At 54.6% G+C, this 26,250-nt stretch carries 21 protein-coding genes; 18 read left to right on the top strand and 3 right to left on the bottom strand.

Annotation, left to right across the window (positions count from 1 at the left end):
• The first annotated feature begins 80 nt into the window (after positions 1-80).
• From ppsA to rraA, 4 genes are read left to right on the top strand one after another with little or no spacing between them, the layout of a single operon-like run.
• Positions 81-2,450, top strand: a complete 2,370-nt coding sequence (gene ppsA, locus HUF18_RS15040) for a phosphoenolpyruvate synthase (protein ID WP_225692756.1) — start codon at positions 81-83, stop codon at positions 2,448-2,450.
• Positions 2,451-3,422, top strand: coding sequence for an alpha/beta fold hydrolase (locus HUF18_RS15035; protein ID WP_225692755.1), 972 nt, complete (start codon positions 2,451-2,453; stop codon positions 3,420-3,422).
• A gap of 1 nt (position 3,423) precedes the next feature.
• Positions 3,424-4,119 (top strand): hypothetical protein, encoded by a 696-nt coding sequence (locus HUF18_RS15030; RefSeq protein ID WP_225692754.1) that lies wholly within the window; start codon positions 3,424-3,426, stop codon positions 4,117-4,119.
• A gap of 58 nt (positions 4,120-4,177) precedes the next feature.
• On the top strand, positions 4,178-4,669 hold the full coding sequence (rraA, locus tag HUF18_RS15025) for a ribonuclease E activity regulator RraA (RefSeq protein WP_145468793.1): 492 nt from the start codon (positions 4,178-4,180) through the stop codon (positions 4,667-4,669).
• A gap of 103 nt (positions 4,670-4,772) precedes the next feature.
• Here the strand turns inward: rraA and HUF18_RS15020 are convergent, their stop codons facing one another.
• Positions 4,773-6,056 (bottom strand): FAD-dependent oxidoreductase, encoded by a 1,284-nt coding sequence (locus HUF18_RS15020; protein ID WP_225692753.1) that lies wholly within the window; start codon positions 6,054-6,056, stop codon positions 4,773-4,775.
• A gap of 192 nt (positions 6,057-6,248) precedes the next feature.
• Here HUF18_RS15020 and HUF18_RS15015 point away from each other — a divergent pair, with 192 nt between their 5' ends.
• From HUF18_RS15015 to HUF18_RS14990, 6 genes are all read left to right on the top strand, one after another.
• Positions 6,249-6,917, top strand: a complete 669-nt coding sequence (locus tag HUF18_RS15015) for a GntR family transcriptional regulator (RefSeq protein ID WP_145468791.1) — start codon at positions 6,249-6,251, stop codon at positions 6,915-6,917.
• On the top strand, positions 6,914-7,792 hold the full coding sequence (gene prpB, locus HUF18_RS15010) for a methylisocitrate lyase (RefSeq protein ID WP_145468790.1): 879 nt from the start codon (positions 6,914-6,916) through the stop codon (positions 7,790-7,792). Before HUF18_RS15015 ends, prpB begins: the two co-directional genes overlap by 4 nt.
• Positions 7,793-7,915: 123 nt before the next feature.
• Positions 7,916-9,046, top strand: a complete 1,131-nt coding sequence (gene prpC, locus HUF18_RS15005; RefSeq protein ID WP_225692752.1) for a bifunctional 2-methylcitrate synthase/citrate synthase — start codon at positions 7,916-7,918, stop codon at positions 9,044-9,046.
• 319 nt (positions 9,047-9,365) lie between these two features.
• On the top strand, positions 9,366-11,963 hold the full coding sequence (acnD, locus tag HUF18_RS15000) for a Fe/S-dependent 2-methylisocitrate dehydratase AcnD (protein WP_225692751.1): 2,598 nt from the start codon (positions 9,366-9,368) through the stop codon (positions 11,961-11,963).
• 146 nt (positions 11,964-12,109) lie between these two features.
• Positions 12,110-13,288, top strand: coding sequence for a 2-methylaconitate cis-trans isomerase PrpF (gene prpF / locus HUF18_RS14995; RefSeq protein WP_225692750.1), 1,179 nt, complete (start codon positions 12,110-12,112; stop codon positions 13,286-13,288).
• Between the two features lie 159 nt (positions 13,289-13,447).
• Positions 13,448-14,224 carry a type IV pili methyl-accepting chemotaxis transducer N-terminal domain-containing protein gene (locus HUF18_RS14990; protein WP_225692749.1) on the top strand — a complete coding sequence of 259 codons (777 nt, stop codon included), beginning with the start codon at positions 13,448-13,450 and terminating at the stop codon, positions 14,222-14,224.
• Between the two features lie 82 nt (positions 14,225-14,306).
• Here HUF18_RS14990 and HUF18_RS14985 read toward each other — a convergent pair whose 3' ends face one another.
• Both HUF18_RS14985 and rne read right to left on the bottom strand, forming a co-directional pair.
• A complete protein-coding gene (locus HUF18_RS14985; RefSeq protein WP_225692748.1) occupies positions 14,307-16,202 on the bottom strand; it encodes a hypothetical protein in 1,896 nt (631 codons plus the stop codon).
• Positions 16,203-16,360: 158 nt separating this feature from the next.
• Complete coding sequence (rne, locus tag HUF18_RS14980) at positions 16,361-19,519, bottom strand: ribonuclease E (RefSeq protein ID WP_446751464.1); 3,159 nt, start codon at positions 19,517-19,519, stop codon at positions 16,361-16,363.
• Positions 19,520-19,983: 464 nt separating this feature from the next.
• On the opposite strand from rne, the gene rluC reads away from it, so the two are divergent.
• The 8 genes from rluC (at position 19,984) to fabG (ending at position 26,212) form a co-directional block, all read left to right on the top strand.
• Positions 19,984-20,952: a 23S rRNA pseudouridine(955/2504/2580) synthase RluC gene (rluC, locus tag HUF18_RS14975; protein ID WP_225692746.1), complete on the top strand. Its 969-nt coding sequence runs from the start codon at positions 19,984-19,986 to the stop codon at positions 20,950-20,952.
• Positions 20,936-21,595: an HAD family hydrolase gene (locus HUF18_RS14970; RefSeq protein WP_225692745.1), complete on the top strand. Its 660-nt coding sequence runs from the start codon at positions 20,936-20,938 to the stop codon at positions 21,593-21,595. Before rluC ends, HUF18_RS14970 begins: the two co-directional genes overlap by 17 nt.
• The gene (locus HUF18_RS14965; RefSeq protein ID WP_145468782.1) at positions 21,588-22,574 is read left to right on the top strand and encodes a S49 family peptidase; all 987 of its coding nucleotides are present in this window, start codon (positions 21,588-21,590) and stop codon (positions 22,572-22,574) included. Before HUF18_RS14970 ends, HUF18_RS14965 begins: the two co-directional genes overlap by 8 nt.
• 30 nt (positions 22,575-22,604) lie before the next feature.
• A complete protein-coding gene (locus tag HUF18_RS14960) occupies positions 22,605-23,141 on the top strand; it encodes a YceD family protein (protein ID WP_145468781.1) in 537 nt (178 codons plus the stop codon).
• 20 nt (positions 23,142-23,161) lie between these two features.
• Positions 23,162-23,347: a 50S ribosomal protein L32 gene (rpmF, locus tag HUF18_RS14955; RefSeq protein ID WP_145468780.1), complete on the top strand. Its 186-nt coding sequence runs from the start codon at positions 23,162-23,164 to the stop codon at positions 23,345-23,347.
• A gap of 1 nt (position 23,348) precedes the next feature.
• A complete protein-coding gene (plsX, locus tag HUF18_RS14950) occupies positions 23,349-24,353 on the top strand; it encodes a phosphate acyltransferase PlsX (protein ID WP_225692744.1) in 1,005 nt (334 codons plus the stop codon).
• Positions 24,354-24,530: 177 nt separating this feature from the next.
• Positions 24,531-25,469: an ACP S-malonyltransferase gene (gene fabD, locus HUF18_RS14945; protein ID WP_225692743.1), complete on the top strand. Its 939-nt coding sequence runs from the start codon at positions 24,531-24,533 to the stop codon at positions 25,467-25,469.
• A gap of 2 nt (positions 25,470-25,471) precedes the next feature.
• A complete protein-coding gene (gene fabG, locus HUF18_RS14940; RefSeq protein WP_225692742.1) occupies positions 25,472-26,212 on the top strand; it encodes a 3-oxoacyl-ACP reductase FabG in 741 nt (246 codons plus the stop codon).
• The last annotated feature ends 38 nt before the right edge of the window (positions 26,213-26,250 follow it).

Genomic DNA, 26,250 nt, shown 5'->3' with positions numbered 1-26,250 from the left:
GCCGCAGCAGGCGATTTTAGGTGATTATGTCCTGTGTGGCGAGACAGAACACAGGCGTTGGACATTACAGGAGAAAGACGTTGACAGATTACGTACTCTGGTTTGATCAGGTATCCATGGGCGATGTCGAGCGGGTCGGTGGTAAAAATGCCTCGCTCGGTGAAATGATCAGCAACCTGACCAGCGCCGGAGTTTCCGTGCCCAACGGCTTCGCCACCACCGCCGACGCCTACCGCGAATTCTTAAGTTACGAAGGTCTCGACAGTCGCATTCAGCAGGCGCTGGATGATCTGAACGTCGATGATATCCGCGCCCTGACCGAAACTGGCGCCAAAATCCGCAACTGGATTCTGGATGCACCGCTGCCGCCGCAGCTTGAAGCCGATGTGCGTACTGCTTTCGCCAAACTGCAGGAAGGCAATGGACAGATGGCCGTGGCCGTGCGTTCTTCCGCGACTGCAGAAGATTTACCCGATGCATCCTTTGCCGGTCAGCAGGAAACCCACCTGAATATCGTCGGTATTGATAACGTCCTGCATGCCATCCGCGACGTATTTGCGTCCTTATTTAATGACCGCGCAATTGCATACCGTGATCATCAGGGCTTCGACCACCACAAGGTGGCACTGTCGGCCGGCATTCAGCGCATGGTGCGCTCTGAAACAGCCTCCAGCGGTGTGATGTTTACCCTGGATACTGAATCCGGCTTCGATCAGGTGGTGTTTGTCACCTCGTCCTATGGTCTGGGCGAAACCGTGGTGCAGGGTGCGGTAAACCCGGATGAATTCTACGTTCACAAGAACAACCTGACGGCCGGACGCCCGGCGATTCTGCGTCGTAACCTCGGCGCTAAAGCCATTAAAATGGTGTACAACAAAGAAGCCGCCGTTGGTAAGTCGGTAGAAACCCAGCGTGTTGACCGTGAGTTGCGTCAGGTCTTTTCGGTAACCGACGCCGAAGTCGAAAATCTTGCCCGTCAGGCAATGATTATTGAAAAGCACTATGGCCGTCCGATGGATATCGAATGGGCCAAAGATGGCGATGATCAGCAGCTGTATATCGTTCAGGCCCGTCCTGAAACCGTGAAGAGCCGCGCCAGCAAAAACGTGATGGAGCGTTACCTGCTGAAAGAAACCGGCAGCGTCCTGGTTGAAGGCCGTTCCATTGGCCACCGCATCGGTAAAGGTAAAGTACGCGTCATTAAAAGCATCGATCAGATGGATCAGGTGCAGGAAGGTGATGTACTGGTTGCCGATATGACCGACCCGGACTGGGAACCGGTAATGAAACGCTCGGCGGCTATCGTTACTAACCGTGGTGGCCGCACCTGTCACGCCGCGATCATTGCGCGCGAGCTGGGTATCCCGGCGGTGGTTGGCTGTGAAGATGCCACCTCCAAGCTGCAGGATGGTCAGGATGTTACCGTTTCCTGTGCGGAAGGTGACACCGGGTTTGTTTACGAAGGTGCTCTGGATTTTGATATCCGCACCAACAGCGTCGACCAGATGCCGGATTTGCCATTCAAAATCATGATGAACGTCGGCAACCCGGACCGCGCCTTCGACTTCCAGGGCCTGCCGAATGCCGGTGTGGGCCTGGCGCGTCTCGAATTTATTATCAACCGTATGATCGGTGTGCACCCGAAAGCCTTGCTGAATTTCGACAATCTGCCGGAAGAAGTGAAGCCTACCGTTGAGCGCCGCATTTCCGGCTATGCCGGCCCGGTGGATTTTTACGTCGAAAAACTGGTGGAAGGTATTTCAACGCTGGCGGCGGCATTCTGGCCTAAGCGCGTGATCGTGCGTCTGTCTGACTTCAAATCCAACGAATACGCCAACCTGATTGGCGGTCGTCTGTACGAGCCGGAAGAAGAAAACCCGATGCTGGGCTTCCGTGGCGCATCGCGCTACATCTCGAAAAACTTCCGTGACTGTTTCGAGCTTGAATGCCGGGCGATGAAAAAAGTCCGTAACGAAATGGGCTTCACCAACGTCGAGATCATGGTGCCCTTTGTGCGCACCGTAGGCGAAGCCGAGCAGGTTGTTAATCTGCTGGAAGAAAACGGCCTGAAGCGCGGTGAAAATGATCTGAAGCTGATCATGATGTGCGAGTTGCCAGCCAACGCCATTCTGGCCGAGCAGTTCCTCGAGTTCTTCGATGGTTTCTCCGTCGGTTCCAACGACCTGACTCAGTTAACCCTGGGTCTGGATCGTGACTCCGGCATCATTGCGCACCTGTTCGATGAGCGTAACGAAGCCATTCTGGCACTGCTGGAAAATGCCATTAACGCCTGTAAGAAAGCCGGTAAATACATCGGTATCTGTGGTCAGGGGCCATCGGATCATCCGGACTTCGCCAAGTGGCTGATGGAACACGGTATCGACAGTGTGTCGCTGAACCCGGACTCGGTACTGGATACCTGGTTCTTCCTGGCGGACAAAAATTCCTGAATGAAAAGCAGCAGTGAATTATTTCCGGTGAGCCTGCTCAGAGCGGATGTTCTGGGCGATCTCACCGAAGACGTTTATCTGGTAAAACACAACCGCGATCCGGACCGCAGCGTCCAGATCGCGGTTTCGCATCTTGGCCTGCGCTCCCGTGGCGGACACAGTGGCCAGCCACTGATTCTGCTGCACGGCAGTTTCACCAATCGCGGCTTCTGGCTGTCCGATAAGGGCGAAGGACTGGCGCGCTATCTGCTCGAGCAGGGGTTTGATGTCTGGCTGATGGAGCAGCGAGGTCATGGCCTGTCACCGCGTAATCACGATTATGTGCGCAATACGCTGGAGCGTTATGTGCTCAGTGATATTCCGGCGGTGAATGATTTTGTGCACGAACAGAGCGGGCAGAAGCCGGTCTGGATCGGTCATTCGCTGGGCGGTGTGATTATTTCCAGCAGCGTGGCTGCCGGGCGTCTGCATGCCGAGAACAGTCGCGCCATGGTGCTGCTGGGCACTCAGGTGGTGCGTCGGCCCTGGTACCTGTGGTTGCCACTGACCAGTCTGGTGCTGCGCATGCTGGTAAAAAGCAAAGCCGAGCTGGATGGCCGTAAGCTGGGCATCGGCCCGGAAAATGAGCCAGCTGGTCTGGTGAATGAATATCTGGCGCGTCACAGCCTGTTTGGCCGCTGGCAGATCCGCAGTGAAAAGCTCAGGCTGCTGCCAGCCTGGAAACAGGGGGCTGATCTGCCGTTGCTGGCGGTTGCCGCGGCGGCGGATAAATCCGACCCGGCGAAAGCCTGTCTGCGCTTTGCCTCCCTGTATGGCGGTGCGCAGAAAGACAATCTGCTGCTGGGCAAAACCGAAGGCTTCAGCCGCGATTACGGCCATGTCGATATGGTGGTCAGCAAAGAGGCGGCGACGGAAGTCTGGCCGCGTATTCAGCGCTGGCTGAGTCAGCTTGGCCAACAGGCTGGCGCCTGAGGTGAGTACGCAGCGCCTGCTGCTGGCCGGCGGTACCGGACTGATTGGCCGTGCCTTGCTGGACAATCTGTTGCTGACCGATTGGGTTGGGCACATATTGCTGCCTGTGCGTCAGCCACAACAATGGTGTGCTGCATATCCGCAACTGGCGGCAGATAAACGCGTTCAGGTGCTGACTTACGACGAACTGTTTGCCAGCCAGCAGCCCGTTGATCTGATGTTCTGCGCGCTGGGTACGACCCAGGCCAAGGCCGGTAAAACCGGGTTGCGTCAGGTGGATTATCAGCTGGTTGTCGATTGTGCGGTCTGGGCTAAGCAGCAGGGCGCTGAACTGGTGTCGGTGGTCAGTGCGCTGGGCGCCAACCGCCGTTCGCCATTTTTCTATAACCGCGTCAAAGGCGATATGGAGCAGGCGCTGGAACAGATGGATCTGTCCCGGTTGCAGATCTGGCAGCCATCGCTGTTGCTGGGCGAGCGCGATGAGTTTCGTCTGGCCGAGCACCTGAGTGGCTGGATATTACGCCTGCCGCTGTTTGGTAATGTACAGGCACTGGCGGGTGAGCGTATTGCCCGTGCCATGATTGCTGCTGTGGCTTCAGTGTCTGGGCTTGGCTCTGAGACTGAACCTGAATCCGGCCCCGAATCATCCGTTATGCGCTATCGCGTGCGTGACATTAAACGTTTGGCCAGAGCCTGAGCAGGCTTAGGCAGGCAACAGAATTTTATTATCCTCCATCACAAGTAAGGACAAAGAAATGACTCAGTACGTAACTCCGGATCTGTGCGATGCCTACCCTGAACTGATTCAGGTGGTTGAGCCAATGTTCAACAACTACGGTGGCAACGAGTCTTTTGGTGGCGAAATCGTTACCGTTAAGTGCTTTGAAGATAACTCCAAAGTAAAAGAGCTGGTTGATACCGACGGCAAGGGCAAAGTGATGGTTGTGGACGGCGGCGCCTCCATGCGTCACGCGCTGCTGGGCGATATGCTGGCTGAAAAAGCGGCGAAAAACGGTTGGGAAGGCATCATCGTTTACGGTTGCATCCGTGACGTCGACGTTATCATGCAGACTGATCTGGGTGTTCAGGCGCTGGCGACTCACCCACTGAAAACCGACAAACGTGGTCTGGGTGATGTGAACGTTACCGTTAAATTCGGTGGTGTTGAATTTGTACCGGGTCACTTCGTGTATGCCGACAACAACGGCATTATCGTGTCTCCTCAGGCGTTGAGCATGCCGGAGTAAGACGCTGAGCATGCCGGAATAAGGCGGCCTCACACGCATCTGAGAGCGAACAAAAAGCCGGCATTGCGCCGGCTTTTTTGTGTCTGGGATTTGCTGTGGTCAGCTACCAGGCGCGTGAGCTGCCAATCAGGTGCGCTACGCGCAGGGAGCTTTCAACGGCGCCGTCGAGCAACGGAATGCCATCGCACAGATAAGAGCCGGTCAGCAGAATACGCTGGCTGGGGTCCTGCCGGCGCAGCTCGCGTATCGCCTGACGGCTCTGCAGGGTAACCAGTGGCCGGCTGAAAGTAACATCGGCGAGCACACTTTCCGGATTGGCCGCACGCAGCGGGTTCCACACCTGCAGAATGGCCGGGCCGTTGCGCAGATGACCAATGGCTTTGGCCAGATCGACGGTGGCTTCCGGGCGATTCTCGTCACCCGGTAAGAAATAACTGACCGGCGCCAGCGGCATCAGGCTGGCAGGCAGTAGTGAAGTATCGGTGTGCAGCTGCATGCGTGATTCAACCACCGGGATCTGCTGCAGTTGCTGGCAGCGTGGCTGGGCGCTGGGCAGTTTGCTCAGAATCTGGCTGGCGTGATGCGGCTGTGTGGCAATAACCACGCGGTCGAACACATCGGTTTGTGCGCCGCTGCAGACGCGTACGCCGTGGTTGTCTTCTTCTATATGGTCAATGGCCGTTGCGGTACGCAGGCTGACGTTGCTTTCCAGCAGTTGTGCGACCACCTCATCAACTCCGCCACTGGCGCGCATCAGGCCGTCTTTCATTACCCCGCAGGTCAGGTAGTTGATCAGAATATCCGCCGGGTAGGCCAGTACGTCGTCGTAGTCACAGGTGCACACGGTCGCCAGTGCCGGCAGCAATATCTGGCGGCAGTAATCGTTGTCGAGGCTGTGCTGCTGCAGAAAGCTACCGAAGCTCTGCTGATCCGTATCCGGACTGTGTTTATGTTGCTGCAGCGTGTTGAACAGGTTGAGGTGCTGGGCGAGCAATGGGCCGTTCAGCAACTTGGGGAAGCTCAGGCTGCGCTTGCCCAGCTGCAGGTTGCCGTAATGAAAAAACAGGCGGTTATCGGCATCGGCATAAGCGGCGGCATGGTCGGTGGTTTCAGTACGCACGCCGGCATCGCGGTACAGGCGCAGCAGGCTGGGATAGTAAGCCGGAGTGAAAACCCGCAGAGGAATATCAATGGATGTGCTTTTGTCAGCCCAGGGAATGTCTACGCTGTAGATGCCCATACCCGGCTTCGCGGCGCGTTCATAGAGCGTGACGTCGTGGTCGCGACTCAGCAGCCAGGCGGCGCTCAGGCCGGCAATGCCGGAGCCAATAATGGCGATACGCTGGCGATTAATGGGAGTGGATGGGGCGGCGGGTTGAGCAGGCATGAAGGCACTTTCCTGTGAAATCTGCGCCGAGGTTAGCGCAAAGCCTGGGCAGATCCCAGAGTTTGCGCTGTCAACTTTGCTGTTTTATTGGCTGACTTGGCTGATTGTATACAATCTTAGTCTTAATTCGCTTGAAATATGATTTTATCGGCGTAACCTAGCCAAACTTAAAGGGTATTGTAGACAAAGCTGATGAATGATAACCAAACGCTGGCCGACAAAGTGTTCGCGGAACTGACCACCGCCATTGTGCGTGGTGAGTTGCGTCCGGGCACCAAATTGTCGGAACAGACCCTGGTTGAGCGTTATGGCGGCAGCCGCGCCCCGATGCGCGAAGCCATTCAGAAGCTTGAAGCCCGTCATCTGGTGGTGCGCATTCCCCATGCCGGTGCCCGCGTGGTATCGCTGAGTCTGGCTGAGCTGCGGGATATCTACGAAGTGCGTCTTGAGCTGGAAAGCATGGCCTGCCGTCTGGCGGCACTGCGCATGAGCGATGACGAGATTCAGGAACTGTACGGCCTGCTGCAGGAGCATGAAGCCTCCATTGCGGCTGAGCAGGGGCAGGCCTATTACCAGAAGGCCGGTGATCTCGATTTTCATTACCGCATCATCAAAGGCAGTCAGAATCACCGTTTACATCAGATGCTGTGCGGCGAGCTGTACCACATCGTGCGTATGTACCGCTACCAGACCAGTACCAGCGCCAAGCGCCCGCTGCAGGCACTGCAGGAACACCAACGAATTGTTGAAGCTATCTCGGCGCGTGATGCCGAGCTGGCTGAATTACTGATGCGACGTCATATCCAGGCATCGCTGACCAATCTGGAAAATCGATTAGCTGAAGAGGAGGGTCACTCATGACTCCAGGTCAGAAATTCCGTAAAGCACTGGCGGATAACAAACCGCTGCAAATTGTCGGCACCATTAACGCTTACGCGGCGATGATGGCGGAGCGTATTGGTCATCAGGCCATTTATCTGTCGGGTGGCGGTGTGGCAAACGCCTCTTACGGTCTGCCGGATCTGGGTATGACCTCGCTCAATGACGTGGTGGAAGACGTGCGTCGCATCACCTCCGCCAGCAGCCTGCCATTACTGGTGGATATCGACACCGGCTGGGGCGGTGCGTTTAACATTGCCCGTACCATCCAGCAGATGGAAAAAGCCGGCGCCGCAGCCGTGCATATTGAAGATCAGGTGATGCAGAAGCGCTGTGGTCACCGTCCGAACAAAGAAATCGTCTCTCAGGCAGAAATGGTTGACCGTATCAAAGCCTGTGTCGATGCCCGTAACGACGACAGCTTCTTTATCATGGCCCGTACCGATGCGTTCGCGCAGGAAGGTCTGGATGCTGCCATCGAGCGCGCTCAGGCCTGTGTAGCCGCTGGTGCCGACGGTATTTTCGCCGAAGCAATCAAAACCGAAGATGACTACCGTAAATTCTCTGCAGCATTGGATGTACCACTGCTGGCAAATATCACCGAATTTGGCCAGACCGAACTGTGGAACCGTGAACAGCTGGGTGAGTGGGGTGCGGCCATGGTGCTGTACCCGCTGAGCGCTTTCCGTGCGATGAACAAAGCCGCAGAAACCGTGTATAAAAGCATCCTGGCAGAGGGTGACCAGCGCAAGGTGGTCGACATCATGCAGACTCGTATGGAGCTGTATGATTACCTGAACTACCACGATTTTGAGCAGAAGCTGGATGCGCTGTTTGCGGAAGGCAAAAACAAATAAGTGTTTGGCCGTTAGCGCAAACCGATAATTTTAAAATTTTCACTAAGAAAAAGAGCGTGGCGAGGTTGCCGGAATGGCCAGCAAGGCCTCCGGTAACATGGCCGGCTCTGACAGGAGAATGTAATGGCAGCAGCAAAACAACTCAGTGGTGCCGGCCTGCGTGGTCAGGTTGCCGGTAAAACCGCACTGTCGACCGTGGGTAAATCCGGTTCTGGTCTGACTTACCGTGGCTATGACGTAAAAGATCTGGCCGCCCAGTGTGAATTTGAAGAAGTGGCGTACCTGATTCTGAAAGGCAAGCTGCCGAATCAGGCTGAGCTGGACGCCTACAAAACCAAGCTGAAATCCATGCGCGCTCTGCCGCAGGCATTAAAAGAAGTACTGGAACGTATTCCGGCTTCAGCGCACCCGATGGACGTGATGCGTACCGGTTGCTCCATGCTGGGCAATCTCGAAACCGAAGAAAGCTTTGATCAGCAGCAGGATGCCACCGACCGTATGCTGGCGCTGTTCCCGGGCATGATCAACTACTGGTACAACTTCAGCCATAACAATGGCAAACGTATCGAGGTTGAAACCGCTGCAGATTCTATCGCTGAGCAGTTCCTGTGGACTCTGCATGGCGAAAAGCCTTCTGAACTGCACACTCAGGTGATGCACGCGTCATTAACGCTGTATGCCGAGCACGAATTTAACGCTTCTACCTTTACCGCCCGTGTGTGTGCTTCCACCCTGAGTGATATGCACTCCTGTGTAACCGGTGCCATTGGTTCCCTGCGTGGCCCGCTGCATGGTGGCGCCAACGAAGCAGCGATGGAGCTGATTGAAGGTATGAACGATCCGGAAGATGCTGAGCAGAAACTGCTGGGTATGCTGGAACGCAAAGAAAAAATCATGGGCTTTGGCCACGCGATTTACTCTGAATCTGATCCGCGTAATGCCGTGATTAAAGAATGGTCTGAAAAGCTGGCCAAGGCGAACGGCGATACCTCGCTATACGACATTTCCGTACGTTGTGAAGCCGTTATGTGGCGCGAGAAAAAACTGTTCTGTAACGCTGACTTCTTCCACGCCTCGGCATACAACTACATGGGCATTCCAACCAAGCTGTTCACCCCGATTTTCGTATGCTCCCGCCTGACCGGCTGGGCAGCGCACGTGATGGAGCAGCGCGCCGACAACCGCATTATTCGTCCGAGTGCGGAATATACCGGTGAAGAGTTCCGCCCGGTACCGGCGATTGCCCAGCGTTAAGAATCCAGGGCCTGTCGACACTAAGTGAATCAGGCCTGCTGAGAACCAGTTTTTCTCAGAACGAGGAGAGAGGAGTGATATTAGCGGGCTAAATGAATGACGAGCGACGACGTTAATGGGGAAAACTGGCCTCAGCCCGAAGGGTTATGGCTAAAAATCCCTCATCCTGCGTTGCTGTTCGTTCGCTTAACCCGTTAGGCCACACTCTCAGCGCCTTGCCTGAGAAATTTTTAACCAATAACAGGCCTGTTTAATTAGTGTCGACAGGCCCTGGTAAGAACTGCCTGCGGGCAGTTCGGCTTTTTTGAGAGAACACCCCATGAACACCGAATTCCGTAAACCACTGGCCGGCACTGCACTGGAGTATTTTGATACCCGTGCGGCGGTCGATGCCATTAAACCCGGCAGCTACGACGGCCTGCCATACACCTCCCGTATTCTGGCCGAACAGCTGGTGCGCCGCTGTGAGCCTGAACTGCTGACCGATGCCCTGACGCAGCTGATCGAGCGTAAGCGTGATCTGGATTTTCCGTGGTATCCGGCGCGTGTGGTATGTCACGACATTCTCGGTCAGACCGCTCTGGTCGATCTGGCCGGTCTGCGTGATGCCATCGCTGAAAAGGGCGGTGATCCGTCCAAAGTAAATCCGGTGGTGCAGACTCAGCTCATTGTTGACCACTCGCTGGCGGTTGAATGCGGCGGTTTTGATCCGGATGCCTTCGCCAAAAACCGCGAGATTGAAGAGCGCCGTAACGAAGACCGTTTCCACTTTATTAACTGGACCAAGACCGCGTTCGACAACGTGGATGTGATTCCGGCCGGTAACGGCATCATGCACCAGATCAACCTGGAGAAAATGTCGCCGGTGGTTCAGGCGCGCAATGGTGTAGCCTATCCGGATACCTGTGTCGGCACCGACTCCCACACCCCGCACGTCGATGCGCTGGGTGTTATTTCTGTTGGTGTGGGTGGTCTGGAAGCCGAAACCGTGATGCTTGGCCTGCCATCCATGATGCGTCTGCCGGATATTGTTGGTGTTGAGCTGAAGGGCAAACGCCAGCCTGGCATTACCGCCACCGATATCGTGCTGGCATTGACCGAGTTCCTGCGTAAAGAGCGCGTGGTGGGTGCTTATGTGGAATTCTTCGGTGAAGGTGCGTCCAGTCTGACCATCGGTGATCGGGCAACCATTTCCAATATGACACCGGAGTACGGTGCGACCGCAGCGATGTTCTACATCGATGAGCAAACCATCGACTACCTGAAACTGACCGGTCGTGAGCCTGAACAGGTGGCCTTAGTAGAACAGTACGCTAAAGAAACCGGTCTGTGGGCCGATGCGCTGAAAACCGCGCAATACGAACGTGTACTGAGCTTCGACCTGTCGGCTGTCGGCCGTAATATGGCAGGCCCGTCTAATCCGCATGCCCGTGTATCAACGGCTGATCTGGCCGCCAAAGGTATTGCCGGTAATCTGGATGCGGCCAAAGCACAGGAAGCCGAAGGTCTGATGCCGGATGGTGCGGTCATCATCGCCGCCATTACTTCCTGTACCAATACTTCTAACCCGCGCAACGTGGTCGCCGCCGGTCTGCTGGCGAAAAAAGCCAACGAACTGGGTCTGATCCGCAAGCCATGGGTGAAATCTTCCTTCGCACCTGGCTCCAAAGTCGCCGAGTTGTACCTGAAAGATTCCGGTCTGCTGCCGGAACTGGAAAAGCTGGGCTTTGGTATTGTGGCTTTCGCCTGTACTACCTGTAACGGTATGTCCGGTGCGCTGGACCCTGTGATTCAGCAGGAAATCATCGATCGTGATCTGTATGCCACGGCGGTACTGTCCGGTAACCGCAACTTCGATGGCCGTATTCACCCGTACGCCAAGCAGGCGTTCCTGGCATCGCCACCACTGGTCGTGGCCTACGCCATCGCCGGTACTATTCGTTTTGATATTGAAAAGGATGTGCTTGCGGTCGTTGATGGTAAAGAAATCCGTCTGAAGGATATCTGGCCATCGGATGAAGAAATCGACGCCATCGTTAAAGAAAGCGTGAAGCCGGAGCAGTTCCGTCAGATCTACATTCCGATGTTTGATCTGGGTGCCAAAGAGAAGGCCATCAGCCCGCTGTACGACTGGCGTCCGATGAGCACCTATATCCGCCGTCCACCTTACTGGGAAGGCGCTCTGGCCGGTGAGCGTACGCTGAAAGGCATGCGCCCTCTGGCCGTGCTGCCGGACAACATCACCACCGACCACCTATCGCCATCCAACGCCATCATGATGGACAGTGCGGCGGGTGAATATCTGCACAAAATGGGTTTGCCGGAAGAGGACTTTAACTCTTACGCAACTCACCGTGGTGACCACCTGACGGCACAGCGTGCAACCTTCGCTAACCCGAAACTGCTGAACGAAATGGTGCTGGATGAAAACGGCAACGTGAAGCAGGGTTCTCTGGCGCGCGTAGAGCCGGAAGGTAAGGTGATGCGTATGTGGGAAGCGATTGAAACCTACATGAACCGCAAGCAGCCGCTGATCATCGTCGCCGGTGCCGACTACGGTCAGGGTTCTTCCCGTGACTGGGCTGCCAAAGGCGTGCGTCTGGCGGGTGTTGAGGCAATTGCTGCCGAAGGCTTCGAGCGTATTCACCGCACCAACCTGATCGGCATGGGCGTACTGCCGCTGGAATTCAAAGCCGGCACCACGCGCAAGACTCTGGGCCTGGATGGTACTGAGACCTACGACGTGAAAGGCGATCTGAGCCCGCGTTGCGATCTGACACTGGTGATTACCCGTAAAGATGGTGAAGTGGTTGAAGTACCGATGACCTGTCGTCTGGACACCGCCGCGGAAGTGGATGTGTACAGTGCCGGCGGGGTGTTGCAGAAGTTCGCTCAGGACTTCCTGCAGGGCGAATAACGAAGCAGACTGCCTCGTTAACGCTTCCGAAACGCCGCAAAATATAGTTTTGCGGCGTTTTAAAAAATCCAAAGTAGGGTGGGCACTGCCCACCTTTCTTTTAAGGGCATCGACGTTTTCAGTAACGTCCTGAAAGAGAAATAATTATGTCCAAACAAATTAAAATTCCGGCCACCTATATGCGTGGCGGCACCTCTAAGGGTGTATTTTTCAGCCTGACCGATTTACCTGAAGCGGCTCAGGTACCGGGAGACGTGCGCGATAACATTCTGTTGCGTGTTATTGGCAGTCCAGACCCGTACGGTCAGCAGATCGATGGCATGGGCGGTGCCACGTCCAGCACCTCAAAGACCGTTATTCTGGCGAAAAGCGAACAGCCGGATCACGACGTGGATTATTTATTCGGCCAGGTGTCGATTAATAAGCCTTTTGTGGACTGGTCAGGTAACTGCGGTAACTTAACCGCTGCCGTTGGGGCATTTGCCATTGCCAAAGGTCTGGTCGCGGCCGATCGTATTCCGCACAACGGCATTTGTACTGTGCGTATCTGGCAAAAAAATATTCAGAAAACCATTATCGCCCATGTACCGATCACCGATGGTGAGGTGCAGGAAACCGGCGATTTTGAGCTCGACGGCGTAACCTTTCCGGCAGCGGAAGTGGTGATTGAATTTATGGACCCGGCGGATGGCGAAGGTTCTATGTTCCCGACCGGTAACGTAGTCGATGATCTCGAAGTTCCGGGCATTGGTACGTTCAAAGCCACCATGATTAATTCCGGTATTCCGACCATTTTTGTCAATGCGGCGGATATTGGTTACAAAGGCACCGAGCTGCAGAAAGACATTAATTCCGATGCCGAAGCGCTGGCGAAATTTGAAACCATGCGTGCTTACGGCGCGGTAAAAATGGGTTTAATTGCCGACATTTCCGAAGCGGTTGCGCGCCAACACACGCCGAAAATTGCTTTCGTGGCACCTGCAACGGATTACGAAGCATCCAGTGGCAAACAGATTTCTGCAGCCGATATCGATGTCTGCGTACGTGCGTTATCCATGGGGAAATTACACCATGCGATGATGGGTACGGCGTCGGTGGCCATTGCAACGGCGGCGGCGGTACCTGGTACGCTGGTGAATCTGGCGGCCGGCGGTACCGAACGTGACTCCGTAACCTTTGGTCATCCGTCCGGTACATTACGCGTGGGTGCAGCGGCGGCGTTGGTTGATGGCGAATGGACGGCGACCAAAGCTGTAATGAGCCGCAGTGCGCGGATAATTATGGAAGGTAATGTGCATATTCCTGCCGACATTATCCGTCTCTGAAACAACATTCCTTATAGGGGTACTCCGGCCGGAGTACTCCATACTCATTAATGGCCCGTATGGCAAAGGTTCGGTCTTGCTGTAAGTCAGGGTTTGACCTTACGACGTATTTAACATGAGTAATCTTTTTATATGGATGGCTAATGTATGCGTCGGTTCTTGCTGGTTCTTTTGTTGCTGTTGCCAGGCGTTGGGGTAAGTCAGGCTGCTGAGAGGTTAAATGATGCGGAAGCCGTTAATTATGCCGGTAGTCTGCGTTATTTGTCGCAGCGGGTTATGAAAAATTATCTGGCGGTTGGCGCTGCTATTCGCCCCGATAAGGCCCATCAGCAATTGGATGAAAGTGTTGCGGAATTTGAACAACACTTGCAGCAGCTGCTTGATTATGCTGCAGATTCTGATTTGCAAAAATCGTTACGCCAGATCGAATCTTTGTGGCAACAGCAGCGCCAGATGCTGCTGTCCACACCACAAAAAGATCAGGCAAAAACCTTGTTGCAGGATAATAATCGCTTGCTGGCTTTATGTGAGCAAACTACTCATGCCATCAGTCAGGCCATTACTCAAGCCACCAACAGGCCCGAAGCTCTGCTGATTAATATTGCCGGACGACAACGGATGCTATCGCAGAAAATTGCCAAAGCTTATTTTGCTCTTTATTGGAATGTTCAGGATGAGGGGTTAAAGGCCGAATTTGAGCAGGCTGTGCAGCAATTTTCATTGGCCATGACGCAATTGCAGGGTAGCCCTGAGAGTACCGAACAGATTCGTCAGGCGTTGGCCAGGGTTGATTCGCAATGGACTTTTTCCCAGACCGGTTTTGCCTTAAATAAGGAAGGCCGTTATGTGCCGACGGTTATCGCTGTAACGACAGAATCCATTTTGTGGAAAATGGATGCCATTACTCATCAATATGAAGAGTTGATGAATCTCTGAGTATGGAGCGTCGCTGAAATATTTGTACATGGTGATGGGCATACAAGCTAAGGCACAGCCCAAAGGCTGTGCCTTATGTTTTTTAAAGCGCCCGCTGCTGGTCGCGCAGTGCATCTTCAACGGCAAAGCGCATATATTGATCGTTCTGAGGAATGCGTTTAAGAAAATTCACAATGTCAGTATCCGGCTGCATTTTTCCTAAGGTCTCAACCATGCGGCGCTGCACCAAAGGTTCGTAGGTGGAAATCATCGACATCATCTTTTCCTGCACACCTCTGCCTAATTTAATCAGGGCGTTTTGTGCCTCTTCCGGAATTTTATGATCAAGATCGCCGAGGCTTTCTATCAATAGCTCCTGTGCGCGTAAATCCTGGGTGCGGATATTTCCCAGTACGGTGATCAGATGACGTTTCATGGTCGTGCGGTAAGGGCCGCTGGCCTGCACGCGCACACGTTCCAGTTTACGGATAACGAGGTCTTCTGCAGCCGCCGCGCGCGTTCCGTAAGCAACCAGATATTCCCCGTAAGCATTTAACTCCATGGCATTGCCATCGCCGAATAACCGGTCAGCACATTCTCTTGGCGTGCAGGCTTCGGAGTCGGGCAGGTTATAACGGATAAACCACAGGTTCTTCTGTACCTCATTAATGCGCTGGCCTTTGATGATCTGAGCAAACAGCTTTGGATAGCGGCCGAGCATATTCTCGATTAATGCTGCCTGCTGCTGATTTTCTTCGGCGTTACGTTCCAGTGTTGTCAGCAGGTAATACATTGTTTTAGCAGTGTTGTCGTTGAGGGTGTCTTTTTGCTCGTTCAGTTTTTCCAGCAGCAGATTAAAGCTGTTGCTGGCCAGTTCCTGGTTGCCGGCTTCCTTCAGCTGGTTTTTATAAAAATCGGTGATGGGTTTAACCATGTCATTAATGTCCGGCAGCTCGCCACTGTACTGCTGGAATAATTCAGCCCCGATAGCCGGCTGGCGATAAGCGCTGGCTTTAATAATGCGTGCGGTCAGTTCTCCAGCGCTCAGGGCAGGGTTGCCGACTTTTCCTTTTTCTGCCGCCTGAATCAATGACAGCAATTGATTTTTCAGTTGCAGCGCGGTTTGTGGCTGATAGCTGGGCTTACCGCTGCGCGTATCATCGGGGGATTTATCGCTGTAATTGGATAACGCTGACAGCAGAGGCTGCAGGCGGTCTTCTGGCAGGCGCTGCAGGCTGCTGAGCATGGTTTCCCATTCGGTTGGTGTGATGCCGTTATCTTTGGTAATGGCGTATTTTGCGATGCCTGGAAGATATTCGGACAGATTATGCGGTGCAATCTGTGCCAGCTGGACAAACAGATAGTCCCGGTAGCCAGTAGCGGGATAGCGGCTCTGGGTGAGGGAGTAGAGCACGTTATATTGCCAGTCGTTGCAGTCGTTATCGAAAGGCGCTTTTAATGCAAAAGCGACCAGCTCGGCATTTTTATCCGGGCTTGGGGCTTTCTGTAATGTGATTTTTACCTGCTCACGTACGGCGTCACAGGGGTTTTTACCACCACTGCCAATAATGGTTGCAATCTGGGTGCTTAAACCATCGGGGTCGACTTCAATTTCCGCTTTCAGGTAAAAATTTTCGCCATCCCATTTTTCTTCAAGGATCTTTGTTTTTGTCAGCGCGCTGGCAAATGTCTGGTAGTTGGCCTGCACAGTACGGCTGAATTCTTCTTTATCGAGGGTTTCGGTGTTGCTGAAGCTGGATTGCACCTGCACACCGACTTCTTCAATTAACAGCACCTGAAGTTGTTGCAGGGCGGCTTTGCGGGCGGAAACCTTTGAATCATTTTCGCTGGCGTTGTAGGTGTACTCACGCACCATGGTCATCGACTCGGCACTGGCGCTCTGGCTGAATATTGTGCAGATGATCAGTGCCAGCAGCAGCTGTAAATAAGGCTGCTTGGCTGAATATGCGACGGGCATAATGGATAGGGCTTTGGCCATGGATCGTCCTTGCTGAAAATTTCTGATTCGGGTGAGGATATTACTGATAACTGTCTCGTCAGTCAGCAGTGAAACGTTTTTGCAGGCTATAAAAAAACCGCCCGGAGGCGGTTTTTCAGTCAGTAACAGACGGCGACGTACGTTGTCGCCTGTCGGTGCTACTTGTTGTGCTCGTCGGCTTCTGTTGCTGTTTCAGCTTCAGTTGCCGCAGTGGTTTCTGTCGCTGGTTCAGCGTCAGCTACAACCACAGATTCGGCAGCTGGCTCTGCAACGGCTTGCTCGGCCTGTGCTGCTGCCTGTTCCGCACTATCCGCATTGCGGCGGTTACGCGGATCATTAGGCGCACGACCGCCCGGGTTGCGACGACGTCCGCGGCGGGATGCACGATCATTGCCCTGGGTTGCTGTAGCTGCTTCTTCCTGAGAAGTCGTTACTTCCGCTTCGGTTGCTTCTGCCTGGGCCTTTTCTGTGGCGGCTGGCTTTTCTTCAGCAACAGTCACTTCAGGCTGGGAGGCCGTTTCTTCTGCTGGCTGAGCGACAGTTTCCTGCACTTCAGCTGCTTCAGTAGTCTGTACTTCTGCTGTTTGTGTTTCAGCAGCAGGGGCTTCAGTGGCCGGAGTCTCAGAGGTCAGGGTTTCAGTGGTATGAGCCTCTGTAGTCTGGGTTTCTGCAGCTGCAGGAGCTTCAGTCGCCGGAACTTCCGCTACAGCTTCCTGAGCATCAGCACTTTCAACGGCTGCTGACTGCTCAGCGGTTTCTGCTTTTACTTCGCTGGTCTCAGCATTGGCTGCTTCGACAGCGACTTCCGCTGCATTGGCGTCAGTATTTTCCCCATTGTCTGCTTCAGTGGCACCGGTTTTGGCCGGGCGATCGTCACGGTTGCGGTTGCGGCGACGGCTGTTGCGTGAGCGGCGGGTTGTTTTTTCGCCATTCTCATCAGCGTTGCTTTCGCTGCCCGCATCCGTGCTGTTATCGGCATTGGCAGGGGTTGCTGCATTTTCGCTTACAGCACTATCTGCAGCTACCACAGCCTGTTCTTCAGCTGCCTGTTCGTTGCTGTTTTCTTCAGCGCTGGCAGCGTTAGCCTGGGTATTGTTGCGCTCGCCACGTTCACCACGGTTGCGACGACGACGCCCCTCTGGGCGACCTTCGCTGTTGCGGTTGCCGGCATCGACGGTTTCGCTGGCCACTACGTTGCTGGCTGCTTCGGTTTCGGTCAGTTCAACTTTGTCATTGCGGACTTCGTTGCGTGGTGCGCGGTTGCCGCTGCGGTCACGGCGTGGTGCACGTGGTTCGTTGCTGGCTTCGGCTTCATTGCGCTCGGCACGGTTGTCGTTACGTTCACCGTCGTTACGGTTATCGTTGCGATTGCGGGCAGGGCGGTCATTACGGTTGCGACCGGAGCGTTCGCCACGACCTTCGTTGCGGCTTTCGCTACGGTTTTCGCTGCGATTGCCGCGCTCGTTATCACCATCGCTGCGGTCATCGCGGTTGCGCTCGTTACGATTGCGGTTGCGGCCACGGTCATTGCGGTTGCGTTCGTTACGGTTGCGCTCATTGCGGCCGTTGCTGCTTTCTTCGCGGGCTTTTTTCGGCGCAGGTTTTTCTTCCTGTTTTTCACCGCCATCAAACAGCGCAGACAGGGCGCTGCCGATTTTGCTCCACAGGCCTTTGCTGGCTGTTGCTTCGCTTGCCGTTGCAACCGGTGCAGCGGCAGGAACGCTGTGAGCACCGGCTTTAACCGCAGCTTGCTGTACTTTGCTGGTTTCGCGGATGGTCAGATCCAGACCGTATTCGGTCTCTTCTTCTTCCATCTTGTGTTCGTAGCTGACTTCGCCGATCAGGCTGTCATCCGGGCGCAGACGCAATACTTCGTAGTGCGGTGTTTCCATGTTCGGATTCGGCAGAACCACGACTTTACTGCCGTGACGGGCTTCGATACCGGCGATCAGGGTGCGTTTTTCGTTCAGCAGGAAGGTAGCAACGGATACCGGCACAATGGCGCGGATCTGTCCGGTGTTCTCTTTTGCAGCTTCTTCTTCGATCAGGCGCAGAATTGACAGACCGGTAGACTGGATATCACGCACAACACCAGTACCGTTACAGCGTGGGCATACGTGGCCGCTGGTTTCTTCCAACGACGGACGCAGACGCTGACGCGACATTTCCATCAGGCCGAAGCGGGAAATACGGCCAACCTGTACGCGGGCACGATCCACTTCCAGCGCTTTCTTCAGGCGGGTTTCAACTTCGCGCTGATTCTTGCTGGACAGCATGTCGATAAAGTCGATCACTACCAGGCCGCCCATATCGCGCAGGCGCAGCTGGCGGGCAATCTCGTCGGCCGCTTCCAGGTTGGTGTTCAGTGCGGTTTCTTCGATATCGGCACCTTTGGTGGCGCGCGCCGAGTTGATGTCGATAGACACCAGGGCTTCGGTTGGATCGATAACGATAGAGCCACCGGATGGCAGTTTCACTTCGCGCTGGAAGGCCGATTCGATCTGGCTTTCAATCTGATAGCGGTTGAACAGCGGTACGGCATCGGTGTAGCGCTTGAACTTGTTCTGGTAGTGCGGCATGACCTGCTGCACAAAGCCCAGAGCTTCTTCGTAGGCGGCATCGGTGTCGATCAGTACTTCACCGACGTCCTGACGCAGGTAATCACGGATGGCACGGATGATAACGTTGCTTTCCTGCAGTAGCAGGCAAGGAGCAGGGCGCTCGTCAGAGGCGCGCTTGATGGCGTCCCACAGGTGAACCAGATAATTCAGGTCAGCCTGCAGTTCTTCGGCGCTGCGGCCAATGCCGGCGGTACGGACGATAACGCCCATTTTGTCCGGCACGGTCACGCCTTTCATGGCTTCACGCAGTTCGGTGCGCTCGTCGCCTTCGATGCGGCGGGAGATGCCGCCGGCACGTGGATTGTTTGGCATCAGTACCAGATAGCGGCCAGCCAGGGACACCTGAGTGGTCAGTGCGGCACCTTTGTTGCCACGTTCTTCTTTGTCGACCTGAATAATAACTTCCTGGCCTTCGCGCAGCACATCTTTGATGTTTATGCGGCCCGGACCCGGGTCTTTAACAAAGTATTCGCGGGCAATTTCTTTCAGTGGCAGAAAGCCGTGACGCTCAGCGCCGAAGTCGACAAACGCGGCTTCCAGACTGGGTTCGATGCGGGTGATTTTACCTTTATAGACATTGGACTTCTTCTGCTCGCGGGAGCCGGACTCAATATCGAGGTCGTAGAGTTTCTGGCCATCTACAAGGGCTACACGCAACTCTTCAGGCTGAGTTGCATTGATAAGCATTCTTTTCATGCTGTACGTTAAGCTCGTTCTGGCAACGTACCGGCTGGCAATGCCGGACTATTCCGGCCACTACCAAAATATTTATGGGTGCTTTGCAGCAGTTGTCAGCGCCGTTTTCGGGTCGCCTGACCTGTCTCGCAGTGGTGCCTCTGGTTTGTTGTGCACCAACACTGTCCATAATTTGATAATGCGAGATTGCCCGCAGGTCGCTGCGTGGTTTATCTCACTGGGCGGGCGGCCATGGGCCTGCGCTCGCCGTAATTATTCGTCAGGAAGAGTTTTAACAGTATGTCTTCTTCCTTATACTCTGCCGCTTGATCGGCCTGGCCTCGCCTTTCGGCTGATCTTGATCGTCGGCTGGGTTGTACGCTTTCTCTGTGCCGACCAAGGCCGTGGGCGAATATAGCAACATTGGTTGCGCCCCGCAAATGCCATACCACAAATAAATCCGCCGCCTGGGCTGCTTTGAACCTATGTCAAATCACGAAATCGATACCGGTAAAGTATCGCTACTGACGGTGACCGCCGATAACGATGGTCAGCGTGTCGATAATTTTCTTATCTCTGTATTAAAAGGTGTGCCCAAGACGCTGGTGTACCGCATCATCCGCAAAGGCGAGGTGCGGGTAAATAAAGGGAGAGTGAAGGCGGATACCCGCCTGGCGGCTGGCGATGTGGTACGGGTGCCGCCGCTGCGAATTGCCGAGCGCGACGAAACGCCGGATGTATCACCGGCACTGCAGGAGATTTTGCAGAATGCCATCCTGCATGAAGATGATGGTCTTCTGGTGGTGAATAAACCCCACGGGCTGGCCGTGCATGGTGGTAGCGGGGTGAATCTGGGGCTGATTGAAGCCTTGCGTAAAATGCGCCCGGATCATCGCTTTCTTGAGCTGGTGCACCGCCTCGATCGTGATACCTCAGGCGTTATTATGATTGCCAAAAAGCGCTCAGTGCTGACGGCTCTGCAGCGTATGCTGGCGAATAAATCCGGCATCAGTAAAAAGTATCTGGCCATGGTGCACGGGCATTGGCCTGCTTCTGTGACCGAGGTGCGTGAACCGCTGTTGCGTTTTGAACGCCAGTCCGGTGAGCGCATGGTGATGGTGAGTCCGGAAGGCAAAACGTCACTGACCAAAACCACCCTGAAGGCCTCGGGGTCGCATTACTCATTAATAGAAGCAGAGCCGGTGACCGGGCGTACCCATCAGATTCGGGTGCACTGTCAGTTTCAGGGCTGCAGTATTGCCGGTGATGTGAAGTACTGCGACCGCTCGCAGCAGGATATCGACAAGCGTCAGGGGGTTAAGCGTTTGTTTCTGCATGCCTGGCAGTTGTCTTTTCGCCATCCTGACAGTGGTGAGCGCCTGCAGATCAGTGCGCTGCCGGACGATGAATTCAGCAGTATTTTAAAGAAGGCGGGGTGTGAGTTTGCGCTTTAAACTGATTATTTTTGACTGGGACGGTACGTTGGTCGACTCCACTCAGCGCATTGTTGACAGCATGCAGCAGGCGGCTGGCGAGGTTGGCTTACCACAGGTCGCGGATGCGGCGGTGCAGAACATTATTGGTCTTGGTTTGCCGGAGGCGCTGCGTACGGTATGGCCGGCGATTGATGAACCGCAATTGCAGGCCATGACCCAGGTGTATGCGCGTTATTTTGTCGCTGACAGTCAGGTTGCCATGGGCTTTTTTCCCGGAACTCCGGAGTTTCTGGCGGGTCTGGTTGAGCGGAGCTACTCACTGGCGGTTGCTACTGGCAAAAGCCGGCGCGGACTCGACCGGATGCTGCGCGACCTGAAAATAGGGCACAGATTCGCTGCGACCCGCTGTGCCGATGAAACCCGCTCGAAGCCGCATCCGCAGATGCTCAGGGAGTTGCTGAGTGAGCTGAACATTGCGCCGGACGAGGCGCTGATGGTCGGCGATACCACCTACGACCTGGATATGGCTAATGCTGCTGGTATGGCGTCTGTGGCCATGGGGCATGGCGCGCACGATGATCGCGTGCTTCTGGCTTGTGGTCCGCTGGCCATCTGCCATAGCATTCAAGAACTTAACGACTGGATACGTATTAATGGATAACGAAAACCTCAATCAGAATCAGCCGGCAAACCGCCCGGACGATAACAGCAAAGAATGGAAGCTGATCGAAAAAGTACTGATGGATATGCAGGGCGAGCAGAAACGCGCCCGTCGCTGGGGTATTTTCTTTAAAGCGCTCACCTTTATTTACCTGTTCGCCATTATCTGGCTGCTGCGCATGCCGGGCGAGCATGGAGCAGAAATGCTGCCGGAAGGAAATTATGCCGCCGTTATCGAAGTGAATGGGGTGATTGCCGCCGATCAGGACGCCAGCGCTGATGCGCTTATTGGTGCATTGCGTGACGCCTTCGATGATGAAAAGGCACTGGGTGTAATTCTGCGCATTAACAGCCCGGGTGGTAGTCCGGTACAGGCCGGTTACGTCTATGACGAAATCAAACGTCTGAAAGAAACCCGTCCTGATTTTCCTGTGTATGCGGTGATTATGGATCTGGGTGCTTCCGGGGCTTATTACATTGCTGCGGCGGCGGATGAAATCTATGCCGATAAAGCCAGTCTGGTGGGCTCTATTGGTGTGGTGGGCTCCGGCTTTGGCTTTGTGAAAGCGATGGAGAAATTCGGCGTCGAGCGTCGCCAGTATACTGCCGGTGAGCACAAGGGCTTCCTTGATCCTTTCCTGCCTGAGAATGAAGATGAAAAAGCCTTCTGGCAGGGCGTGCTCAAGGTTACCCATAAGCAGTTTATCGAGCAGGTGAAGCTGGGTCGCGGTGAGCGTCTGAAAGATGATCCGAATCTGTTTTCTGGTCTGGTGTGGTCTGGTGAGCAGGCGCTGGATCTGGGGCTGATTGACGGGCTGGCATCCAGCAGTCAGATTGCCCGGGAAAAACTGGATACCGAAGAGCTGGTTAACTTTACCTACCAGCCAAGCCCCTGGGATGAGCTGGTGAAGCGCTTCGGTGCAAGTATGGGGCGTGGCTTTGCGACGCTGCTGACTGAGCAGACCCTGAGTCTGCGTTAAATAATTTTGACAGAGGGGCTTTGCGTACCTATGATGTCGCGCACTATGGCAGAGGCTCAGCTTCCCAAGCGTGTTGATGCGGTAAAACTGGTTACTGTTGGACAGCAATTCAGTGCCGATATTGACAGCAAACAGCTAACCAGGCTTAACGAAGCAGTCGAAGATTGCGTCGCTCCTGTTCACTGCGAAATTCGTTTCGAACGTGATCAGGAAAAGCACCGGTTACTGCAGGGCAGCTGTAATACAAGTGTTGTCATGATCTGTCAGCGCTGTCTCGGGAATGTCACCATTCCTGTGGAAAGCAGCTTTCAGCTGGGACTTGTATTTGACGATGATCAGGCCAAGCAATTACCGAAACGGTTTGAGCCGGTCGAAGTTGACGAAAATGGTCAGCTGGATCTGTGGTCAGTGATGGAAGACGAAGTGCTGCTGGCACTGCCCATGTTTCCAACACACCCGGAAGGCGATTGTCAGTTTAAGCAACCTGAGTCGAAGCCGGAAACAACAGATTCAGACGACAAACGACCCAACCCGTTTGACGTTTTAGCTAAGCTCAAACAGAAATAGCGAATAGTTAGGAGCCTAAAATGGCGGTTCAGCAAAACAAAGTAACTCGTTCCAAGCGTGGCATGCGTCGTTCACACGATGCTCTGGACACTGCAGCAATGGCACTGTCTACCGATCCGACTTCTGGTGAAACTCACCGTCGTCACCACGTAAGCGCTGACGGTTTCTACCGTGGCAAAAAAGTCGTGGAGACTGGCAACAACTAATATGTTTACCGTTGCGGTAGATGTAATGGGCGGGGACTTAGGTCCCCGCGTTGCGTTTCAGGCCTGTAAGAAATTCCTCAAGTCGCGCCCGGATGTTCATCTGATTGTGGCGGTGACTCCGGACTTCGCTGATGAAGCGGAGTCGTTCTTTGCTTCCCGTAAATCGCGGGTACGCATTCTCCTTTGTGAAACCCAGATATCCATGCAGGATAAACCCGCGCAAATGCTGCGTCAGGGGCTGAAGTCAACCATGGCTGCCGTGCTGCATGAACATCAGCAGGGGCGCGCACAGGGTGTGCTTTCTGTTGGCAATACCGGGGCACTGATGGTGCTTGCCCGTCATCTTTTGGGAATGCTGCCCGGTCTTGACCGTCCGGCGCTGGCAACCCAGTTGCCCACGCGCAAAAAACCACTGCTGATGCTCGATCTGGGCGCCAATTTAGGTGTCAGCGCTGATCAGCTGGTGCAGTTTGCCTGTATTGGTGCGGCCTGGAGTTGCACCCAGTGCGCGATGGCGCCACGCCTTGGCCTCCTGAATGTTGGGCGCGAGTCAACCAAGGGGACGGATAATGTGCGTCATGCGGCCGAACAGCTGCAGCGTATTATGCCGGACTACTATGTCGGCTTTTACGAAGGTGATGACCTCTACCGCGGCGAGCTGGATGTGCTGGTAACCGATGGTTTTGCCGGTAATATCGCCCTGAAAGCCAGCGAAGGGTTGTCAGAATGGCTCAGTGAGCAGCTGCAGAGCGAGTTCCGCAATACCTGGTTTTTGCGCTGGCTGTCATTCCTTTGGGCACCGGCCATTGGTCGCATTGAACGGCGTATATCACCGGCCCGTCATGGTGGTGCTTTGCTGCTGGGGCTGGATGGTGTGGTGGTTAAAACCCATGGCAAATCCGACGAGCGCGCTTATCGCTATGCGCTGGAGTACCTGCTACAGAAGGTTGAGCGCTTCGACAAACCCCGTTTGCTGGCCGAGCTTAATCGCCTGCAAAATCATTGAGCGGTGAATCTGATTCAATAATATTGTGCATTGTTGACTATTTATTGTAACAATTGCTCTCCATATTATGTGTCCGGCTTTCGGCACTGATGTTGGAACGCAATTGATAGCGCGTATTCAGAAACGTTATTCAGAATTCGTACAACAGTGATTTTTACCGTGAATACAGGGCAAGTGATGACCGATGTAATTGCATTCTTCCCCGGTCAGGGCGCGCAGCAGGTTGGTATGCTGGCGGATCTGGCGGCCGAATATCCTCAGATTCAGAGCACCTTTGCACAAGCGTCTGAATCCATCAATCTTGATCTCTGGGCCATGTGTCAGGACGGCCCGGCAGAAACACTGAATCAGACCTATAACACTCAGCCAGCGTTGCTGACGGCCAGCGTTGCCTTATGGCGTGTGCTGCAGGAAATCTGTCCGGCGCTGAGTGTTATTGCCGGAGCAGGACATTCTCTGGGGGAATATTCCGCACTGGTTGCTGCCGATGCGATCGATTTTGCCGATGCTGTGCGTCTGGTAAAAAAACGTGGTGAGCTGATGGAAGCTGCGGTACCGGCGGGTCAGGGTGGCATGGCCGCCGTGCTGGGTCTGGAAGAAGATCAGATCCGCGCCGTGTGTGCTGAGGCTTCTGCTGCCGGTGTGGTTGAGCCAGCGAATTTTAACGCACCCGGCCAGATCGTTATTGCCGGCGCCATGAGCGGTGTGGAAAAAGCCATTGAGCTTGCCAAGGCTGCAGGCGCCAAGCGCGCACTGCCATTGGCGGTCAGCGGTCCGTTCCACTCCAGTCTGATGAAAGCCGCAGCCGAAGAATTTGGCGAAGCACTGAATGCAGTTTCCTTCCGCGCACCGGCATTTCCGGTGTATCACAACGTTGATAATGCGGTGGCAACTCTGGCAGAAATTCCATCGCGTCTGCTGGCGCAGCTGTACAGCCCAGTTAACTGGACTGGTGCCGTGCAAGCCTGCCGCGGACGCGCCGATAATGCGATTGAATTCGGCCCGGGCAAAGTGCTCAGCGGCCTGAACAAGCGCATCGATAAAACGCTGGCAACCCATAATACGGGTGATGCCGCGTCCTTACAGGCAACCATTGCCTTTATTCAAGGATCCTGAATATGAGTGAAAAATTACTCGCCCTGGTGACTGGCGCTTCCCGCGGCATTGGTCGCGCGATTGCCGAACGTCTGGCGCGTGACGGCTATCGTGTTGTTGGTACCGCAACCAGCGAATCCGGTGCAGCTTCTGTACGCGAAGCGCTGCAGCAGATTGACGGTGATAACGATGCACTGGTGCTGAATATTGCCGATGCGGCACAAACAGACGGCGCCCTGAAAGAGTTTTTGCAGAATTACGGCACGCCACGGGTTGTGGTGAATAACGCCGGAATCACGCGCGACAACCTGTTTCTGCGCATGTCGGATGACGAGTGGGGCGAGGTGATTAACACCAACCTCACCGGCGTATTCCGCGTATGCAAATCCATGGTTAAGCCGATGCTGAAGCAGAAGGCTGGCGCCATTATTAATATCAGTTCCATTATCGGTACTACCGGTAATGGCGGGCAGGCAAACTACGCTGCTGCCAAAGCGGGTCTGGAAGGTTTCAGCCGCTCTCTGGCGCAGGAAATTGCCAGCCGGAACATCACGGTGAATTGTGTCGCGCCGGGATTTATTCAAACAGATATGACGGAAATCTTGCCTGAAACGCAAAAAGAGGCGATCCTAGCCACCATTCCAGGCAAGCGCTTCGGACAGGTAGAAGAAATCGCTGGTGCGGTTGCTTTTCTGGCCGGAAACGACGCGAAATACATTACAGGCCAGACCATTCATGTGAATGGCGGCATGAATATGGGCTGAGGTCATTAAGACCACCAGGAAACTTGAAACGGTAGGAA

The organism is Thalassolituus sp. ST750PaO-4, from assembly GCF_020320405.1.
Classification (GTDB): domain Bacteria; phylum Pseudomonadota; class Gammaproteobacteria; order Pseudomonadales; family Oceanobacteraceae; genus Venatoribacter; species Venatoribacter alkanivorans.
Note: the sequence above shows the minus strand (reverse complement) of the source record. Positions and strands in the feature narration are given on the sequence as shown.

Excerpts from the sequence above, each read along its gene's own strand:
- prpB (WP_145468790.1), top strand. The coding sequence starts at position 6,914 with ATGACTCCAGGTCAGAAATTCCGTAAAGCACTGGCGGATAACAAACCG.
- prpF (WP_225692750.1), top strand. The coding sequence starts at position 12,110 with ATGTCCAAACAAATTAAAATTCCGGCCACCTATATGCGTGGCGGCACC.
- acnD (WP_225692751.1), top strand. The coding sequence starts at position 9,366 with ATGAACACCGAATTCCGTAAACCACTGGCCGGCACTGCACTGGAGTAT.
- fabD (WP_225692743.1), top strand. The coding sequence starts at position 24,531 with ATGACCGATGTAATTGCATTCTTCCCCGGTCAGGGCGCGCAGCAGGTT.
- rraA (WP_145468793.1), top strand. The coding sequence starts at position 4,178 with ATGACTCAGTACGTAACTCCGGATCTGTGCGATGCCTACCCTGAACTG.
- rpmF (WP_145468780.1), top strand. The coding sequence starts at position 23,162 with ATGGCGGTTCAGCAAAACAAAGTAACTCGTTCCAAGCGTGGCATGCGT.
- HUF18_RS14960 (WP_145468781.1), top strand. The coding sequence starts at position 22,605 with ATGATGTCGCGCACTATGGCAGAGGCTCAGCTTCCCAAGCGTGTTGAT.
- prpC (WP_225692752.1), top strand. The coding sequence starts at position 7,916 with ATGGCAGCAGCAAAACAACTCAGTGGTGCCGGCCTGCGTGGTCAGGTT.
- rne (WP_446751464.1), bottom strand. The coding sequence starts at position 19,519 with ATGAAAAGAATGCTTATCAATGCAACTCAGCCTGAAGAGTTGCGTGTA.
- HUF18_RS15020 (WP_225692753.1), bottom strand. The coding sequence starts at position 6,056 with ATGCCTGCTCAACCCGCCGCCCCATCCACTCCCATTAATCGCCAGCGT.
- plsX (WP_225692744.1), top strand. The coding sequence starts at position 23,349 with ATGTTTACCGTTGCGGTAGATGTAATGGGCGGGGACTTAGGTCCCCGC.
- rluC (WP_225692746.1), top strand. The coding sequence starts at position 19,984 with ATGTCAAATCACGAAATCGATACCGGTAAAGTATCGCTACTGACGGTG.
- HUF18_RS15035 (WP_225692755.1), top strand. The coding sequence starts at position 2,451 with ATGAAAAGCAGCAGTGAATTATTTCCGGTGAGCCTGCTCAGAGCGGAT.
- HUF18_RS14965 (WP_145468782.1), top strand. The coding sequence starts at position 21,588 with ATGGATAACGAAAACCTCAATCAGAATCAGCCGGCAAACCGCCCGGAC.
- HUF18_RS14985 (WP_225692748.1), bottom strand. The coding sequence starts at position 16,202 with ATGGCCAAAGCCCTATCCATTATGCCCGTCGCATATTCAGCCAAGCAG.
- HUF18_RS15015 (WP_145468791.1), top strand. The coding sequence starts at position 6,249 with ATGAATGATAACCAAACGCTGGCCGACAAAGTGTTCGCGGAACTGACC.
- fabG (WP_225692742.1), top strand. The coding sequence starts at position 25,472 with ATGAGTGAAAAATTACTCGCCCTGGTGACTGGCGCTTCCCGCGGCATT.